The sequence below is a fragment of the Rhizobium sp. WSM1328 genome (genome assembly GCF_057653715.1).
On record NZ_CM172788.1, the window covers coordinates 3,252,125 to 3,267,108 of the forward strand.

The 14,984-nt window shown below is 61.6% G+C and carries 20 protein-coding genes; 12 read left to right on the plus strand and 8 right to left on the minus strand.

Annotated features, from left to right (window positions below; translation table 11 throughout):
- Nucleotide 1: 1 nt before the first annotated feature.
- The gene (locus AC2444_RS16475) at nucleotides 2–565 is read right to left on the minus strand and encodes a TetR/AcrR family transcriptional regulator (protein WP_012758642.1); all 564 of its coding nucleotides are present in this window, start codon (nucleotides 563–565) and stop codon (nucleotides 2–4) included.
- A gap of 168 nt (nucleotides 566–733) precedes the next feature.
- On the opposite strand from AC2444_RS16475, the gene AC2444_RS16480 reads away from it, so the two are divergent.
- Nucleotides 734–1,144: a group II truncated hemoglobin gene (locus tag AC2444_RS16480; RefSeq protein WP_012758643.1), complete on the plus strand. Its 411-nt coding sequence runs from the start codon at nucleotides 734–736 to the stop codon at nucleotides 1,142–1,144.
- Nucleotides 1,141–1,512: a DUF423 domain-containing protein gene (locus AC2444_RS16485; RefSeq protein WP_012758644.1), complete on the plus strand. Its 372-nt coding sequence runs from the start codon at nucleotides 1,141–1,143 to the stop codon at nucleotides 1,510–1,512. Before AC2444_RS16480 ends, AC2444_RS16485 begins: the two co-directional genes overlap by 4 nt.
- Before the next feature lie 338 nt (nucleotides 1,513–1,850).
- Here the strand turns inward: AC2444_RS16485 and hmuQ are convergent, their stop codons facing one another.
- The 5 genes from hmuQ to AC2444_RS16510 form a co-directional block, all read right to left on the minus strand.
- The gene (gene hmuQ / locus AC2444_RS16490) at nucleotides 1,851–2,165 is read right to left on the minus strand and encodes a heme-degrading protein HmuQ (protein ID WP_012758645.1); all 315 of its coding nucleotides are present in this window, start codon (nucleotides 2,163–2,165) and stop codon (nucleotides 1,851–1,853) included.
- 9 nt (nucleotides 2,166–2,174) lie between these two features.
- Nucleotides 2,175–2,447 carry a hypothetical protein gene (locus AC2444_RS16495; protein ID WP_003542206.1) on the minus strand — a complete coding sequence of 91 codons (273 nt, stop codon included), beginning with the start codon at nucleotides 2,445–2,447 and terminating at the stop codon, nucleotides 2,175–2,177.
- Nucleotides 2,444–2,851 carry a DUF2325 domain-containing protein gene (locus AC2444_RS16500; protein WP_012758646.1) on the minus strand — a complete coding sequence of 136 codons (408 nt, stop codon included), beginning with the start codon at nucleotides 2,849–2,851 and terminating at the stop codon, nucleotides 2,444–2,446. Before AC2444_RS16500 ends, AC2444_RS16495 begins: the two co-directional genes overlap by 4 nt.
- A gap of 110 nt (nucleotides 2,852–2,961) precedes the next feature.
- Nucleotides 2,962–4,317 (minus strand): energy transducer TonB family protein, encoded by a 1,356-nt coding sequence (locus AC2444_RS16505; RefSeq protein WP_012758647.1) that lies wholly within the window; start codon nucleotides 4,315–4,317, stop codon nucleotides 2,962–2,964.
- Nucleotides 4,318–4,474: 157 nt separating this feature from the next.
- Nucleotides 4,475–4,897 carry a hypothetical protein gene (locus AC2444_RS16510; protein WP_012758648.1) on the minus strand — a complete coding sequence of 141 codons (423 nt, stop codon included), beginning with the start codon at nucleotides 4,895–4,897 and terminating at the stop codon, nucleotides 4,475–4,477.
- Nucleotides 4,898–5,073: 176 nt separating this feature from the next.
- Between AC2444_RS16510 and hemP the strand changes: the two genes are divergently transcribed.
- The 8 genes from hemP to AC2444_RS16550 all read left to right on the plus strand — a co-directional run bounded on the left by hemP (nucleotide 5,074) and on the right by AC2444_RS16550 (nucleotide 11,323).
- The gene (gene hemP / locus AC2444_RS16515; protein ID WP_012758649.1) at nucleotides 5,074–5,256 is read left to right on the plus strand and encodes a hemin uptake protein HemP; all 183 of its coding nucleotides are present in this window, start codon (nucleotides 5,074–5,076) and stop codon (nucleotides 5,254–5,256) included.
- Nucleotides 5,257–5,264: 8 nt separating this feature from the next.
- Entirely contained in the window at nucleotides 5,265–6,314 is a 1,050-nt protein-coding gene (locus AC2444_RS16520; RefSeq protein WP_012758650.1) for a hemin-degrading factor, read from the plus strand.
- A gap of 11 nt (nucleotides 6,315–6,325) precedes the next feature.
- Nucleotides 6,326–7,255 (plus strand): heme/hemin ABC transporter substrate-binding protein, encoded by a 930-nt coding sequence (locus AC2444_RS16525; protein WP_012758651.1) that lies wholly within the window; start codon nucleotides 6,326–6,328, stop codon nucleotides 7,253–7,255.
- Between the two features lie 2 nt (nucleotides 7,256–7,257).
- Nucleotides 7,258–8,370, plus strand: a complete 1,113-nt coding sequence (locus AC2444_RS16530; protein WP_012758652.1) for a FecCD family ABC transporter permease — start codon at nucleotides 7,258–7,260, stop codon at nucleotides 8,368–8,370.
- Nucleotides 8,371–8,406: 36 nt separating this feature from the next.
- Nucleotides 8,407–9,201 carry a heme ABC transporter ATP-binding protein gene (locus AC2444_RS16535; protein ID WP_012758653.1) on the plus strand — a complete coding sequence of 265 codons (795 nt, stop codon included), beginning with the start codon at nucleotides 8,407–8,409 and terminating at the stop codon, nucleotides 9,199–9,201.
- Between the two features lie 147 nt (nucleotides 9,202–9,348).
- On the plus strand, nucleotides 9,349–9,693 hold the full coding sequence (locus AC2444_RS16540; protein ID WP_012758654.1) for a DUF883 family protein: 345 nt from the start codon (nucleotides 9,349–9,351) through the stop codon (nucleotides 9,691–9,693).
- 9 nt (nucleotides 9,694–9,702) lie between these two features.
- Complete coding sequence (locus tag AC2444_RS16545) at nucleotides 9,703–10,104, plus strand: hypothetical protein (RefSeq protein WP_012758655.1); 402 nt, start codon at nucleotides 9,703–9,705, stop codon at nucleotides 10,102–10,104.
- Between the two features lie 100 nt (nucleotides 10,105–10,204).
- Entirely contained in the window at nucleotides 10,205–11,323 is a 1,119-nt protein-coding gene (locus tag AC2444_RS16550) for an IS4 family transposase (protein WP_012755893.1), read from the plus strand.
- Nucleotides 11,324–11,745: 422 nt separating this feature from the next.
- Here the strand turns inward: AC2444_RS16550 and AC2444_RS16555 are convergent, their stop codons facing one another.
- A complete protein-coding gene (locus AC2444_RS16555; RefSeq protein WP_003542247.1) occupies nucleotides 11,746–12,303 on the minus strand; it encodes an RNA polymerase sigma factor in 558 nt (185 codons plus the stop codon).
- Between the two features lie 9 nt (nucleotides 12,304–12,312).
- Nucleotides 12,313–12,519, minus strand: coding sequence for a NepR family anti-sigma factor (locus AC2444_RS16560; RefSeq protein ID WP_003542250.1), 207 nt, complete (start codon nucleotides 12,517–12,519; stop codon nucleotides 12,313–12,315).
- Between the two features lie 257 nt (nucleotides 12,520–12,776).
- Here AC2444_RS16560 and AC2444_RS16565 point away from each other — a divergent pair, with 257 nt between their 5' ends.
- A complete protein-coding gene (locus tag AC2444_RS16565) occupies nucleotides 12,777–13,571 on the plus strand; it encodes a response regulator (RefSeq protein WP_003542253.1) in 795 nt (264 codons plus the stop codon).
- A gap of 193 nt (nucleotides 13,572–13,764) precedes the next feature.
- Complete coding sequence (locus AC2444_RS16570; protein ID WP_017994949.1) at nucleotides 13,765–14,760, plus strand: sensor histidine kinase; 996 nt, start codon at nucleotides 13,765–13,767, stop codon at nucleotides 14,758–14,760.
- The last annotated feature ends 224 nt before the right edge of the window (nucleotides 14,761–14,984 follow it).

Consider the following 14,984-nt stretch of genomic DNA (forward strand, 5'->3'; position numbering starts at 1 on the left):
ATTACTTGCCGGTCAGTTCGACAAGGCGATCGATAAGATCCCGCCTCACAACGCCGTTGATATCATGGCTTTCCAACGTATCTGCGAACCAAAGACCGTCGGCGGCGAAACGCACGACTTGCGCGTCGAGGGAGGAGTCTGTGCCGATATATTCCTCCGCCCGCGCCTGCACCCATTGGCGCCAACGAAGACGCAGCCGGGGTTCGGCAAGAAGCGCGATCGTCACCTGCGTCCAACTCCTGGAATCGTCGGGACGCTCCTTGAGACCGGATACCGCCCTCAGATAAGCGCGGGTGAAGCGCCCCTGCGGCAGCGGATCGCCGCGCATCAGTTCCTCTATATCGGCGTCGAACTTTTCGAGCAGGCTCTCGAACAGCGCATCGAGCAGCGCATTCTTCGTCGGGAAGTGATGCAGCAGCCCGCCCTTGCTGACGCTGGACGCAGCGGAAACCGCATCGAGCGTGACGGCGGCCATGCCGTCGCTGGCAGCAAGGCGCGCGGCGACCTCCAGCAACTGCTGGCGCACGAGCACGGGCTGTTTCTTGCGATGATGAGCGTTCGACATGCAGATAAAAGATACCGTCCGGACGGTTTTGTCAAGGAGAATCGGCCGCAACCCCTGCCGTGCCGGCATTATGCGCGAAATGCCGCGGCAACTTGATGACAGTTGCGATCATTTTCCGACCGGTGCATGAAGAGGCCGGGGAATGGTTGAGGCAATGGGGATGGTTTCGTGACGGAGAAGGTCACCACCTTATATCAGGCGATCGGCGGCGATCCTGTCGTGCGGGCACTGACGCACCGCTTCTACGAACTGATGGACAGGCTGCCGGAGGCGAGCAACGTGCGGGCCGTGCACCCGCCGAGCCTTGAGGGCAGCGAAGAGAAATTCTACGAATATATGACCGGTTATCTCGGCAGCCCGCCGCTCTATACCGACAAGCGCGGCCATCCGCGTCTGCGCAGCCGCCATTTCGTCGCCGAGATCGGCCCTGTCGAGCGCAACGAGTGGCTGCTCTGTTTTCGCCGCGCCCTGGACGAGACGATATCGAGCCAGGAGCTGCGCGATCTCATCTGGGCACCGGTCGAACGGCTCGCCTATCACATGCAGAACAAGGCCCCTGACGACAAGGAACAACCATGAGCTTGAACGCGCGTCTGGAGCCGGTGCTCTATCTCTTTGCCGGCCTGTTTGGCGTAGCCGGCGTGGCGCTTGCCGCCCTTGCTGCCCATGGCGGCGGCGAGGCCAATCTTGCGGCATCCGCATCTGCCATGTGCCTTGCCCACGCCCCTGCCCTGCTGGCATTGGCTCTCGGCAACGTCAGGCTCAGAACCGCCTGGCTGGCCGGTTTGCTGATGATTGTCGGAACGCTGCTTTTTGCGGGCGATCTCGTCACCCTGCGCTTTTCCGGCTCCGGCCTCTTCCCCTATGCCGCGCCGACCGGCGGCTGGGCGATGATGCTTGGCTGGCTGGCCGTTGCGGCAGGCGCTGTCTTCCGCGTCAGGACTTGAGACGACGGTTCGGAGCGTTGCTCAACGAACAGCTCCGATCTTCTCACTCGACGGAGAAGGAGGGCGAAGACGTTACCACGCATCTCTTCTCCCCAGCGGGGGTCCGAAGGACGGGTCGAGACCCGTGGCTCGACCCCGGTCGGTGCCGGCAGGCGATGAGGGAGTGAGCGGCAAAGCCGCGAATGCACGGACCGCGAGTGAAGGGCAACATGAATGTTGTGCCGTGTGGCCCCCTCATCCGGCCCTTCGGGCCACCTTCTCCCCGCTGGGGAGAAGAGGGAGCAAGCCTCACCTGTCCTTCACACCAAACAGGAGGGCGAAAAACGCATCAACAGAACTCAAATCCCATCGACCACATTGAAGCCCTCGAAGACCGGCGGCCCCTTGTAGATCGCCTTGTGATCGCCGGCATTGCGGTGCGCCGCGCGAAAGCTCTCGGACTTCGTCCAGTTCTGAAAATCAGCTTCGCTCTTCCAGACCGTGTGCGAGGAATAGAGCGTATAGCCTTCCTCGTCGTTGACCTTGCCGCGCAACAGGCGGAATTCGACGAAACCGGGCACCTCGGGCAGGCTGGAATCGCGGTTGCGCCAGACCGTCTCGAAATCGCCTTCGCTCCGGGTTGCAACCTTGAAGCGGTTGATTGCGATATACATGGAATCTCCCTACGCCTTCCTCTTGCCCGCCCTTGCAGAACGCAAGGGAAAGGCGAGAACATTATCGCCGTTTGCCGCTGCTGGGCCAAGCGGTCTTGTTGTCGCTTCCCCGGGCATGCGCGCTTCCCAGGTCGGGAACAGCGTCACATTCTGGTAGATCTGCTGGCGTTCGGCATGCTGCTGGAAAAGTTCGTAGAGTTCGGGCACGAGGCCCTCGCCTGTCTGCGCGGCGAGCTTATGCAGGCCGATCATGGTGAAGCCGTCGGGGCGCTGGTCGTTCATCGGGAATTGTCTCGTTCGTTCATCGTCTGCAGCGCACGCTCCAGGCTGGACTTGCTGCCGTTGCGAAGCGGGATGAAGGTCTTGCTGAACTTCTTGCAGCCGGTCTTCACACGCAGGCAGGCATCGTGGCTGATACAGTCGATGGGGCAGAAGACGCAGTCGACCGAGGGAAGCAGAGTATCAATGCGGGAAACCGCTTCGCGCAGACCGCCATCATGGTGGATGAGCTCAGCGCCGAAATTGCTGCAGATCTGGCGAAGATGCGCCACCTGGCAGTCACGGCCACCGACATAGAGGAAACTGCGGCCATCCAGTTTGGACCGTCCGAGGGATGCCTGACCAGCGTCCTCGCCCACGCTATCGCGGACATCCCGGTTCGAACCCTTCTTGCCCTTGCGAGCCATATGCCACCCGTTCGCTCGTTGATCGTCACACGATTCCTGCGTGTGCGGGTGGACCTTATTAAACTTGATTTTTAGAGTAAAGTATAAAGTTGATTATTTTTATCATATTATCATGGCACGATCTCGATAGGCGCTGACATGGTCATCGCCTGCCCACCGGGCGGGGGGCTGAAGGGTGCCGCACGACGCACCGCATCGAGAGCAAGCTGATCGATCTCCGGAACGCCGGACCCACGCGAGACACGAGCGGAGGTCAGGCCGCCGCCGCCGTTGACTGAGAAGGTGACAACAACGCTGCCTTCGACACCTCGGGGCTTCCTGATCGCACGCCGAATACGGCTACGGACCTTGCCTTTATAGTTTGCGGTCGCGGCCGTCCCCACCCCGTTATTGCCGTTGGCGGCCTGCGAACTGTTGTCGGATTGCGCCGATGAATTGCCTTCGGCAACGCCACGCGTTGAAGTCTGCTGCCCCTCCCCCTTGTCGCCAGCGGCCTTCTGCGGCGGACGCTTCTTCTCGACCGGCTTGGGCTTCTCCTGTGCCACTTTCGGCTTTGGCGTCGGCGTTACAACCTCGGGCGGCTGTTCCGGTTTCGGCTGGATTTCTGCCGTTTCTATGGGCTTCACCCCCTGTGGAGTCTCCTCCGCGACTTCCGCCGGGGTTTCCGCAGGCTGCACCTCGCTCGGCTGGACCGCAGTCGGCTGTACCTCGGATGGCGGCACTGCGTCGAGCGGCACCTGCTGCTGTTCGGGAACAACCGTCGACATTGGCTGCGCGACGGACTCCTCCGCCGGCACCTCGGACACCAGAATCTCCGGCTCGACGGCCGCGGCCGTTTCGGGCGAAACGCGCGTCACTTCCGGTGCCGGCGCCTGCTGAATAGGATCCTGCGCTTCGAAGGGCGAAACTTCGGTCGGCTGCACGGTTTCCGGTTGAACTTCCGCCGTTTGCGTCGGCTGGATCGTGTCAGGCTGCACTTCTTCGGGAATGATTTCCTGCTGGATGGTCGTTTCGGTCTCGCCAGCAGCAGCCTGGTCGATATCGGAATCGCCATACATGACGACGCTCATCGCCTGACCGGCTTCTTCGATTGCCTCCTCCGGCGCTTTGGGGAAAGCAATCAGCAGCACAGCCGCCAGTGTCGCGTGAAAGATCAGCGAGCAGATGTACGTCAGCGCCACCCGTCTCCGCACCGGTGCCTTCTCGTCTCCCTGCTTTTCTACCGCTGCATCCATCGGCGGCGCAGGAACAGAGGCTGTCGGTTCGGCCTCCGGATGATCGGGAAAGGAGGGTATCTGCGCGAAACGCGCATAATGGACCACCGCCTCGCCAGCCGGCTGCCGCTGCACATTGCGCAGGTCGGAAAGCTCGTGGCCGGGATGCATGTTGTTGTCGTTCAGACCGCCGTCAGCGTCCGGCTCCCCGATGAGCACCTGTCTCGATCTGGTCTTCGCTGAAATTGCCATTTGTATGCCTCGGACAGTCTGACCATGCCCGCCGGGATTCATTCCCGGCGTATTCTCAAAGCAATTCCAGGAAAAGTGCGAAGCGGTTTTCCGTCCGGAACTGCGTAAAAACAAAAGGTTAGAGCGGTTCTGCGCTTTCGTGAAAAGCTGAACCGCTCTAGCCCTCGAAGGGAACGGAAATCTGCGAGCGGGTGACGAGACCCTTCATGCATTCGCCCGCCGCCGGGCCGTCACAGACCGGCGTGTCGTTGATGATGATGCGGGTGACCGTCTCGCACTTCACATTCGGCATATCGAATTGGCGCACGCGCTTCTTGCCCTGCGGCAGATCGCGGAAGTCGAGCACGGTGATGCGGTCGACGGCATTCTTGTCGTTGAAAAAGGCGAGCTCGAAGGAGATCTTGTTGATCGGGGTCTGGAGATTGTTCTCGGCGACGAAAGTCATCATGCAGCCCTTTTGCGATGGCGCCAGAGCGTTGAGTTCGACATCCAGCTTGGCGGTTGCCGCATCCTGCGCCTGGCATACGCTTGAAACCGCCATCACCATGCCGGCTGCAACAGCCGCAAACCTAACCGTCATCATCTTCTCCGCCATTGTCGCGAACCGCCGCCAGGCGGCCTCATATCAGCAATCTCAAAAACTTGACTACAATAGTCTCCTATTGCGTCTTTAAAAAACTATGAGTAAGAAAGTCAAGATAATTGTCATCACAACCGGGGACCCTGATCACCGGCCTCATGGAATTGCCAACCGAAATGATGGTTGAAAAGCCAGATAACTTTAAGCACGTGCCGCTGCAGAGCGAGCCTGCGGCGCAGCACCGGATCGTCGAAAGCGCGGATCTTTTCCGCGGCACGAACGAGATCATGATTAGACACGACGGCTTGGTCTATCGCCTGAAGATCACCCGTCAGGGCAAGCTCATTCTCAATAAGTAGGGTAGGATATGACCGAACAGACAAGACCGGCGCCAGCCGAAATCCGCGCGTTTCGCGCCGACAATCCGAAGATGCGCGAGCGCGATATCGCCGCCCAGCTGAAGATTTCCGAGGCAGCCCTCGTCGCCGCCGAAACCGGCATCAGCGTGACCCGCATCGATGGCAGTGCGCTGAGGCTTCTCGAACGCGTGGCCGGCCTCGGCGAAGTGATGGCGCTGTCGCGCAACGAAAGTGCCGTGCACGAGAAGATCGGCGTCTACGAAAACATCAAGAGCGGCGCGCAGGCCGCGATCGTTCTCGGCGAGAATATCGACCTGCGCATCTTCCCGAGCCGCTGGGAGCATGGTTTCGCTGTATCCAAGAAGGATGGCGATCAGGAGCGCCTCAGCCTGCAATATTTCGACAAGGCCGGCAACGCCGTGCACAAGGTGCACCTGCGCCCGAGCTCGAATATCGAGGCCTATCACGCGATCGTCGCCGAGCTGAAGCTGGAAGACCAGTCGCAGGAATTTGTGGAAGCTGAAACCTCGAACGCCGCCGATGAGACCACCGACGTCAGCCGTGACGAGTTGCGCGACAACTGGAGCAAGCTCACCGATACGCATCAGTTCTTCGGCATGCTGAAGCGCCTGAAGATCGGCCGCCAGGCGGCCGTGCGCACCGTCGGCGACGACTATGCCTGGAAGCTCGACAACAGCGCGACGGCAGAGATGATGCATGCCTCGGTGAAATCCGGCCTGCCGATCATGTGCTTCGTCGCCAATGACGGCATCGTCCAGATCCATTCCGGCCCGATCTTCAACGTGCAGCCGATGGGACCGTGGATCAATATCATGGATCCGACCTTCCACCTGCATCTGCGCCAGGATCACATCGCCGAGACCTGGGCCGTGCGCAAGCCGACCACCGACGGCCACGTCACCTCGCTGGAAGCTTACAATGCCGAAGGCGAGATGATCATCCAGTTCTTCGGCAAGCGGCAGGAAGGTTCCGACGAACGCGCGGAGTGGCGCGAGATCATCGAAAACCTGCCGCGGGCAGCAAGCGTGGCCGCATAAGGATCGCAACGATGACGACGCGTAACAATCTGCGCCGGATCCGCCCTTGGGAACTGGCCCTGACGGCGGCCGTCATGGCGCTGCCGCTGATCCCGACGGCGCGGGCGGTCGACGGCTTTGCCTTCGTTCGCGCCGCCCACGCCGAAGAAAAGAAGCTCGACACGTCGCGCCTGGTTTCTGTCGGTGGCGACATCACCGAGATCGTCTATGCGCTCGGCGAAGAAAACCGGCTGATCGCCCGCGACACGACGAGCATCTATCCGGAGGCGGCGCTGAAGCTGCCCAATGTCGGTTACATGCGCGCGCTCTCGCCGGAAGGCATCCTCGCCATGAACCCGACGGCGATCATCGCCGTCGAAGGTTCGGGCCCGCAGGAGGCGCTCTCCGTGCTGAAAAATGCCAGCGTTCCCTTCGAGTCCGTGCCGAGCGCCTTTACCCGCGACGGCATCATCGCCAAGATCGACCGTGTCGGCACGCTGCTGGGCGTGCCCGACAAGGCGAAGGCGCTTGAAGAAAAGGTCGCGGCCGATCTCGACGCGGCGATCGCCGATGCCGAAAAGCGCCCGGAGGCCGAGCGCAAGCGCGTTCTCTTCATCCTCAGCGCCCAGAACGGCCGGATTATGGCATCGGGCACCGGCACGGCCGCCGATGGCATCGTCAAGCTCGCCGGCGCCATCAATGCCGTCGGCGCATTCCCGGGCTACAAGCCGCTGACGGACGAGGCGATCATCGAAGCCAAGCCCGACATCATCCTGATGATGAATCGCGGCGATGGCGCCGGCACCAAGAACGAGGACCTGCTGGCTCAGCCGGCGATCGCACTGACGCCGGCAGGTGAGAAAAAAGCGATCATCCGAATGGATGGCGTCTACCTGCTCGGCTTCGGCCCGCGCACCGCGGCCGCCGCGCGTGAGCTCAACACGGCGATCTACGGGGGCTGATCATGGCCCTGCCGCAAGCCATGATGGAACAAAGGCGACGATTCCCGATGGCGGACATCCGCGACATCAGGCAGGCGGGCGACAGGACGCGGCTCGCCTTGCTGGCGATCGCGTTGCTCGTCGTCGGCTCGGTCTTCTCGATGCTGTTTTCGGTGACGACAGGCGCCTCGGATGCCTCGATCCTCGACGTCATCAGCAACATGGCCGGTTCCGAGACGGCGCTCAGCACGCGTGACCGGATCATCATCTTCGATATCCGCCTGCCAAGGGCGATCCTCGGTTTCCTGATCGGCGCTTCGCTGGCCGTTTCCGGCACGGTGATGCAAGGCCTGTTCCGCAATCCGCTGGCCGATCCCGGCCTCGTCGGCGTCTCCTCCGGCGCAAGTTTTGGCGCGGTTGCCATGATCGTCCTCGGTGGCGGTCTCGCAGCGCCGGTCGAGGCGCTTCTCGGCATCTACGCTCTGCCGACAGCCGCTTTCGGCGGCGGCCTCGTCACGACGCTGCTGCTCTACAGGATCGCCACCCGTCACGGACAGACCTCGGTGGCGACGATGCTGCTTGCCGGCATCGCGCTCGGCGCGCTCGCCCTCGCCATCACGGGACTGCTGATCTACATGGCCAACGACCAGCAGCTGCGCGACCTGACCTTCTGGAGCATGGGCTCGCTTGCCGGCGCCACGTGGACGAAGATCGCCGCCGCCAGCCCGATCATCCTGTTGTCCTTTACCGCCCTGCCCTTCATGGCCCGCGGCCTCAATGCCATCACGCTCGGTGAGGCGGCCGCCTTTCATATGGGCGTGCCGGTGCAGCGGCTGAAGAATGTCGCGATCGTCGGTGTCGCTGCGGCGACCGGCGCGTCCGTCGCCGTCAGCGGCGGCATCGGTTTCGTCGGGATCGTCGTGCCGCATATCCTGCGCATGGCGATCGGCCCCGACCATCGTTTCCTGCTGCCGGCCGCAGCTCTTCTCGGCGGCTCCCTGCTGATCTTCGCAGATGTCTTGGCGCGCACCCTGGTCGCCCCGGCCGAGCTGCCGATCGGCATCATCACGGCGGCGGTCGGCGGGCCGTTCTTCCTGTGGATCCTGCTGAGGCAGCGTTCGCGCCTTGCCCTGTGAGTGATGTCGTGAGTGACCCCCGTGAGTGACATTGAGATGATCGAAGTTTCCGGCGTCTCCGTGCGCCTTTCCGGCAAAACCATCATCAGCGACGTGACTTTTGCGGCAAAGGCCGGCGAACTGACGGCGATTGCCGGGCCGAACGGCTCCGGCAAGACGACGACGATGAAAGCCATCTCCGGCGAACTTGCCTATGGCGGCTCGGTGCGCATCGGCGACGACGAAGTACAGGCGCTGAAACCCTGGCAGCTTGCCGCCATTCGTGGGGTACTGCCGCAGGCAAGCACCATCTCCTTTCCCTTCACCGTGCGCGAGATCGTCCGCATGGGCCTGACGTCAGGCCTCAACCTGCATCCCGACAAGGCCGAGCAGACGGCGACGGCAGCGCTTGCCTCCGTTGACTTGACCGGCTTCGAAGGCCGTTTCTATCAGGAACTCTCCGGCGGCGAGCAGCAGCGCGTGCAGCTTGCCCGCGTGCTCTGCCAGATCGCCGAGCCCATCGTCGACGGCAAGCCCTGCTGGCTGCTGCTCGACGAGCCGGTCTCGAGCCTCGACATCAGCCACCAGCTGACCATCATGACGCTCGCCCGCAATTTCTGCGAACGCGGCGGCGGTGTCATCGCTGTCATGCACGATCTCAACCTGACGGCGCTCTTTGCCGACCGCATCGTGCTGATGAAATCCGGCCGTCTCGCCGCTGCCGGCAGCATAGGCGAAGTGCTGACGAACGAAACGATGCTCTCGGTGTTCGGCTGCGCGCTGCGGATCAACCAGGTACCATCAGATGGCACGCCCTTCGTACTCGCCCATAGCGCCGTTTCCCGCCCCTGAGCACCGCGCGAGCGGAACTTTTGATCGCCCGGCACGTTTCCGGCATGATCTGGGTCAATGCCGGGCGATATCATTCATGCAACGGACGGTGGTGACCCTCGTGCGAAACAGGCGGGCTTGTGCGCGCCCCAGCCAATGGAGACAGCCATGAGCTATTCTATCTTCCAGTCCGGCCGCAGCCGCCGCAACGGCACCTTCCACAATTTGGAATCCGGCATCGAGGAGCAGATCGAGGCGCTGCGCGGCGAACTCGCCGAACTGACGCGCCTCGTCGGCAAGAGTTCACGCCATCAGGGCGAAAAAATCCGCAGCCAGGCTGGTGCCGGCTATGAGGAACTGCTCGGCCGCAGCGAGGATCTGCTGCGCGAATTGCAGCACGGCTATGAGCGTGGAACGACGGAAATGCGCGAGACCGTGCGCAAGCATCCGCTGGCAACCATCGGCGCTGCGGCCGCTTTCGGCCTTGCCATCGCCTTCCTCGCCCGGCGCTGAGGAAGCGCGATGCTCTTACCGATCCTCAGCCTGCTGACGGGCGCAAGCGTGCACCGGACCGTTGCGCGCGCCAAGCGCAATGGCATCTTCATTGCGCTTGCCGTGCTCTTCCTCCTCACAGCCTACGCGCTGGCCGTCACCGCCGGCGCTATCTGGCTCGCCGGCATCTACGGCCCGGTCGGCGCTGCTCTCTTCCTGGCCGCCTGCGCGCTGCTGATCGCCATCATCGCCTTGGTGGCGATGTCGATCATCAACGCCCGGGAAGCACGCCGCGCCCGTGAACGCCGTGCGTCGCTCGAATCGCTGGCAACGGTCGGGCTCGGTCTTATCCGCGCCCAGCCGCTCCTGACCGCCGGTGTTCTGGCGGCAATCGTCGCGGCCAATCTGGTAGGGTCAAAGCGCGAGGATTGATTGAGGAGACGCGCAGCAAGCGGCTGCCCCTCACCCTAACTCTCATATGCGCTAGGTTTAGCCCTGGACATAAGGAATCTGGTTGTGATTCAAGCTTTGGATGAAGATTCGTCCTGAGGTTTTGGATCATTGGCCGGAAGTGCGCGAGCGGCTTCCGGCGGGTTTTGACTTGGAAGCAACGGCGCGGTTGCGCGGTGCTTTTACGCGGGTGCGGGAAATCAAGAATGCCGAGACGCTGTTGCGGCTGGCACTTGCCTATGGCGGCCTTGGCATGTCGCTACGCGAGACCTGTGCATGGGCCGAAGCGGGCGGGATCGCCCGTTTGTCAGACCCATCGCTGCTCGAGCGGCTGTGCAAAGCGGCGCCTTGGCTTGGCGACATCGTGGCCGCGCTGATTGCCGAACAGGCCAAAGTGCCGACGGGGCGCTTTGCGGGATATCGCTTGCGTGTGCTCGATGGAACGTCGATCTGCCATCCGGGCGCTGACCGCACGACATGGCGGTTGCATGTCGGCTACGATCTGGCAACGGCTCAGGTCGATCAGCTTGAGTTGACCGACATCCATGGTGCCGAGAACCTTCAGCGCCTTACCTACGCACCCGGCGATATCGTGCTGGCCGATCGCTACTATGCAAGACCGCGCGACCTGCGGCCGGTGATCGATGCCGGTGCAGACTTCATCGTGCGGACCGGCTGGAACTCGTTGCGCCTGTTGCAGACGAATGGCGAGCCCTTTGATCTGTTTGCCGCACTCGCCGCTCAGCAAGAGCAGGAAGGCGAGGTGCAGGTTCGTGTCCACGAAGGCATGACGGGGACGCCGCCACCACCGCCGCTGGTCCTGCGCCTCATTGTCCGGCGCAAGGATCCGCAACAGGCCCAAGCCGAGCAAGAGCGCCTGCTCAAGGATGCCCGCAAGCGCGGCAAAAAACCCGATCCGCGCAGTCTCGAGGCGGCGAAGTACATTCTGCTGCTGACCTCGCTGCCGACCGCCACCTTCCCGCCGGCCGATATCCTCACCCTCTATCGCTTCCGCTGGCAAATCGAGCTGGCGTTCAAACGGTTCAAGAGCCTGGCCGGCCTCGACAGCTTGCCGGCCAAGAAGCCGGAACTGGCCCGGGCATGGCTCTACGCCAGACTGATCGTCGCCATCATTGCCGAACAGATTGCCGGGCAAGTCCCGGACTCTCCCCCCTCTGGATGTGGCAACCCCACTGGCTAGCCCCCCATTGGCAAGCCCATCGCGCTGGCGTCTCATGAAGATCGCCCTGGCCACCATTTGCGCCGCCATCCGCGGACCACTTCTGTGGCAGGCCGTCTGTAATCTCGTCACGCGAAGTCGTCGCCACCTCTGTGAGCCGCCGCGACGACGCCGAAAACAATGCGACGATCTACACGCTCGCTTAACCTAGCGCATATGACCCTAACTCTCTCCCCGTAAAAACGGGGAGAGGGGACGTGCCCTGCGAGAGCGAGGTGGGAACGGTGAGGGTGCGACATGTTCCTTCGCCCGCTCGCGGGGAGAAGGTGGCGGCAGCCGGATGAGGGGCGAATACACACAATTATATCAATGGCATAACCGAAAAACGCAAAAAAGCCGGCGCCCCGAAGGGCAACCGGCTTTCCTCCCAAATATGACTCTTGTCAGAACGCGAAAGCCTTCGACGTCAGCGGCGCCGAGGTGGCGTCGGGGCCAAAATCAGCCTCGCCTGAGATCTGCAGCAACTCCTGCAGCCGCTGGCGGGCCCGGTTGACGCGGCTCTTGATGGTGCCCACGGCGCAGCCGCAGATTTCGGCCGCCTCCTCGTAGGAAAAACCCGAGGCGCCGACGAGGATGATTGCCTCGCGTTGATCCGGCGGCAGCTGGTCGAGCGCCTTCTTGAAGTCCTGCAGATCGAGCGCACCATATTGCGAGGGGTGCATCGCCATCGATTCGGTAAACAGCCCGTCGCTGTCCTGCACTTCGCGGCCGCTCTTGCGCATCTGGCTGTAGAGTTCGTTGCGCAGGATCGTAAAGAGCCAGGCCTTCATATTGGTGCCCATCTCGAAATGATCCTGCTTGGCCCAGGCTTTCATGATGGTGTCCTGGACGAGATCGTCGGCACGGTCGTGCCGCCCGATGAGCGAGATCGCGAAGGCGCGAAGGCTTGGGAGTGCCGCCAGCAGTTCCCGCTTGAAGCTGGGTTGCGATTTGTCTTCCATGCGGCGATCCTATTCGGCCATCTTGGCAGAAGCCATCATTTCAGCATGGTCGAGCTTTTCGAGAAGGTCGAGAAAACGATCGGGAATCGCCTCATCCTGTGCGGCCGAATAGAGCGACCGCAGCCTGACGCCGATCTGGTTGTTCGGGTCCAGGATGTCGCTTGCCCGCAGCTCCAGCTTTCGCTGATCGGCTGCTTCTTTCTTGCGTGTAGTCATCAATTCGTCTTCTCGCCGGTTGTCTGTTCTAGGGGCGTGGATGGGATCAAACACGATTTCAACCATCGACATCGAACGTTCCATTGTCGATGTCGCTGGCATTTGCCGTTGCATGGGTCAAAACGCTACGCCCTTTCTTCGTCGGCTGGAATAATGCGGCGCGACGAAAAAAGTTCCTCCCCTTCCGGAACTTTTTTATCAAGGCGGCGTTAACCGCTCATTGAAGCCAATGCCGGCCTGTATGCAGGAGCCCATTAATGACACTTTCTACTCGGATTGCGCCGCACCTTCCTTATCTGCGCCGCTATTCCCGCGCCCTTACCGGCACTCAGACTTCGGGCGACGCTTATGTCGCCGCCGTTCTCGAAGCCATCATCGCCGATCTGTCGATTTTTCCGGATACGGCGAATGACCGGGTCGCACTCTACAAACTGTTCACGCAACTGTTTGGTTCCACCGCAGTCCAGATTCCAGAGCCGACCTCGCCCTATGCCTGGGAGCAACGCGCCACGCTGAACCTTTCCAAGGTTTCGCCGCGCGCCCGTCAGGCCTTCCTGCTCGCCTCCGTGGAAAATTTCCGCGTCGCCGAAATCGCCGAAATTCTGGAGACCGAGGAACAGGATGTCATGCATCTGCTCGACGTCGCGTCGCAGGAGATTTCCCGTCAGGTCGCAACCGATATCATGATCATCGAAGACGAACCGCTGATCGCCATGGATATCGAGCAGATGGTCGAGAGCCTCGGCCATCGCGTCACCGGCATTGCCCGTACGCATGCCGAGGCCGTGGCGCTTTACAACAAGACCAAGCCGAGCATGGTGCTGGCCGACATCCAGCTTGCCGATGGCAGCTCCGGTATCGACGCAGTCAACGACATCCTCAAGACGTCGAGCGTGCCGGTGATCTTCATCACCGCTTTCCCGGAACGGCTTCTGACCGGCGAGCGCCCGGAACCGACTTTCCTGGTCACCAAGCCGTTCAATCCCGACATGGTCAAGGCACTGATCAGCCAGGCTCTTTTCTTCAATGAATCGACCAGAGTAGCCGCCTGAGACGCAATTTTCCGGCCTTCGGAACCAAATCGCCAAAGCAGGCGTTCCGGTGCTACCGGGACGCTCCGGTGGCTTTAACGGTTTTTTGCAGCGCTTTGTTCTAGAGTTGGCAGGCGGTGTCTGTAAGGGCGCTCCCTTCAGCGACGTTCAAGATGTCACAAGGAAAGGCGGCCGAGTGAATACGACTGAACCATTGTCCGGCATGCCTTTTACCTTCGAAGGCAAAGCCGCAATGATGGAACGCGCGCTCGGCAGCGCCGGGATTTCGATCCTCTGCCAGGACGCCCGACTGTCGATTTTCTACGCCGAAAATCTGCCGCCGCATTTTGCAGCACTCTTTACGCCCGGCAGCAGCGACGCCGCCCTTTTCGGCGACGCCCATGGGCGATATCTGACAGCGCTGAAACACAAGGTGCTGGAAACCGGCATCCCCAACAATGCCGAAGTCGAGATCGACGTTGACGGCGAAAGGCGCACTTATGAACTGAAGATCCAGCGCACCGGCGAACGCGGCGCATATGGACTTTTGTCCGTCATGGCTGAAGTCACCGAAAGCCGGCATCGCGAAAAAGTTCTGAAGTCGCTGCTGCGCGAACTCTCACACCGCTCGAAGAACCTCCTCGCCATCATCCAGGGCATTGCCACGCAGACGGCGCGCAACACGCTCTCTCTCGACAGCTTCCTCCTCAAGTTCCGCGGACGGCTGCAATCGCTTTCCAACTCGCAGGACCTGATCACGGATTCGAGCTGGCGTGGCGCCTATCTCTTCGAACTCGCCGAAAAGCAGTTTGCCCCCTATTGGCCGGAGACGGCCGGCTCCATGCCGATCTACGGGATCAACGCTCATCTGACGCCGAATGCCGCCGTGCATCTCGGGCTCGCCCTCCACGAACTCATCGTCAACTCCGCCTCCTTTGGCGCGATATCAGGCGGCGCCGCGTCCATCACGCTGAATTGCCGCGAAGCCATGATCAACGACAGGAAAGCGATCGAAGTCGCCTGGGCGGAAGTGCTGCATGATCAGTCGGAAGTCCACGAATTCAGCGACAACAGCTTCGGCCGCACCGTGCTGGAGCGTGTCGTGCCTTCTTCGGTCAACGGCAAGGCGGAGTTGAACCTCGTTCCCGGCCGCATCGAATATCGTCTGACCATTCCGGAAACTGAATTCGAGATCTTCAAGCGAGTGTGAAAGCCTTGGAGACAGCCAAAAACGGAAAAACAGCCGGTGCGAGGGCGGCGCACCGGCTGTCTTCACTCACCGGGAGGGGACCGTGAGTACGTCCGGATAGTGGGTTGGGGGCGCGCATGTTGGGTCGATGCGATCACCATCCGGATATCGCAATAACGACGACATCAAACTTTGGTTCCCTGCCATCCGAAAAAAATTCGACTTTTTTGAATCTTTTTTCGGAT

Excerpts from the sequence above, each read along its gene's own strand:
- AC2444_RS16475 (WP_012758642.1), bottom strand. The coding sequence starts at position 565 with ATGTCGAACGCTCATCATCGCAAGAAACAGCCCGTGCTCGTGCGCCAG.
- AC2444_RS16485 (WP_012758644.1), top strand. The coding sequence starts at position 1,141 with ATGAGCTTGAACGCGCGTCTGGAGCCGGTGCTCTATCTCTTTGCCGGC.
- hmuQ (WP_012758645.1), bottom strand. The coding sequence starts at position 2,165 with ATGTATATCGCAATCAACCGCTTCAAGGTTGCAACCCGGAGCGAAGGC.
- AC2444_RS16495 (WP_003542206.1), bottom strand. The coding sequence starts at position 2,447 with ATGAACGACCAGCGCCCCGACGGCTTCACCATGATCGGCCTGCATAAG.
- AC2444_RS16500 (WP_012758646.1), bottom strand. The coding sequence starts at position 2,851 with ATGGCTCGCAAGGGCAAGAAGGGTTCGAACCGGGATGTCCGCGATAGC.
- AC2444_RS16505 (WP_012758647.1), bottom strand. The coding sequence starts at position 4,317 with ATGGCAATTTCAGCGAAGACCAGATCGAGACAGGTGCTCATCGGGGAG.
- AC2444_RS16510 (WP_012758648.1), bottom strand. The coding sequence starts at position 4,897 with ATGACGGTTAGGTTTGCGGCTGTTGCAGCCGGCATGGTGATGGCGGTT.
- hemP (WP_012758649.1), top strand. The coding sequence starts at position 5,074 with ATGATGGTTGAAAAGCCAGATAACTTTAAGCACGTGCCGCTGCAGAGC.
- AC2444_RS16520 (WP_012758650.1), top strand. The coding sequence starts at position 5,265 with ATGACCGAACAGACAAGACCGGCGCCAGCCGAAATCCGCGCGTTTCGC.
- AC2444_RS16525 (WP_012758651.1), top strand. The coding sequence starts at position 6,326 with ATGACGACGCGTAACAATCTGCGCCGGATCCGCCCTTGGGAACTGGCC.
- AC2444_RS16530 (WP_012758652.1), top strand. The coding sequence starts at position 7,258 with ATGGCCCTGCCGCAAGCCATGATGGAACAAAGGCGACGATTCCCGATG.
- AC2444_RS16535 (WP_012758653.1), top strand. The coding sequence starts at position 8,407 with ATGATCGAAGTTTCCGGCGTCTCCGTGCGCCTTTCCGGCAAAACCATC.
- AC2444_RS16540 (WP_012758654.1), top strand. The coding sequence starts at position 9,349 with ATGAGCTATTCTATCTTCCAGTCCGGCCGCAGCCGCCGCAACGGCACC.
- AC2444_RS16545 (WP_012758655.1), top strand. The coding sequence starts at position 9,703 with ATGCTCTTACCGATCCTCAGCCTGCTGACGGGCGCAAGCGTGCACCGG.
- AC2444_RS16550 (WP_012755893.1), top strand. The coding sequence starts at position 10,205 with ATGAAGATTCGTCCTGAGGTTTTGGATCATTGGCCGGAAGTGCGCGAG.
- AC2444_RS16555 (WP_003542247.1), bottom strand. The coding sequence starts at position 12,303 with ATGGAAGACAAATCGCAACCCAGCTTCAAGCGGGAACTGCTGGCGGCA.
- AC2444_RS16560 (WP_003542250.1), bottom strand. The coding sequence starts at position 12,519 with ATGACTACACGCAAGAAAGAAGCAGCCGATCAGCGAAAGCTGGAGCTG.
- AC2444_RS16565 (WP_003542253.1), top strand. The coding sequence starts at position 12,777 with ATGACACTTTCTACTCGGATTGCGCCGCACCTTCCTTATCTGCGCCGC.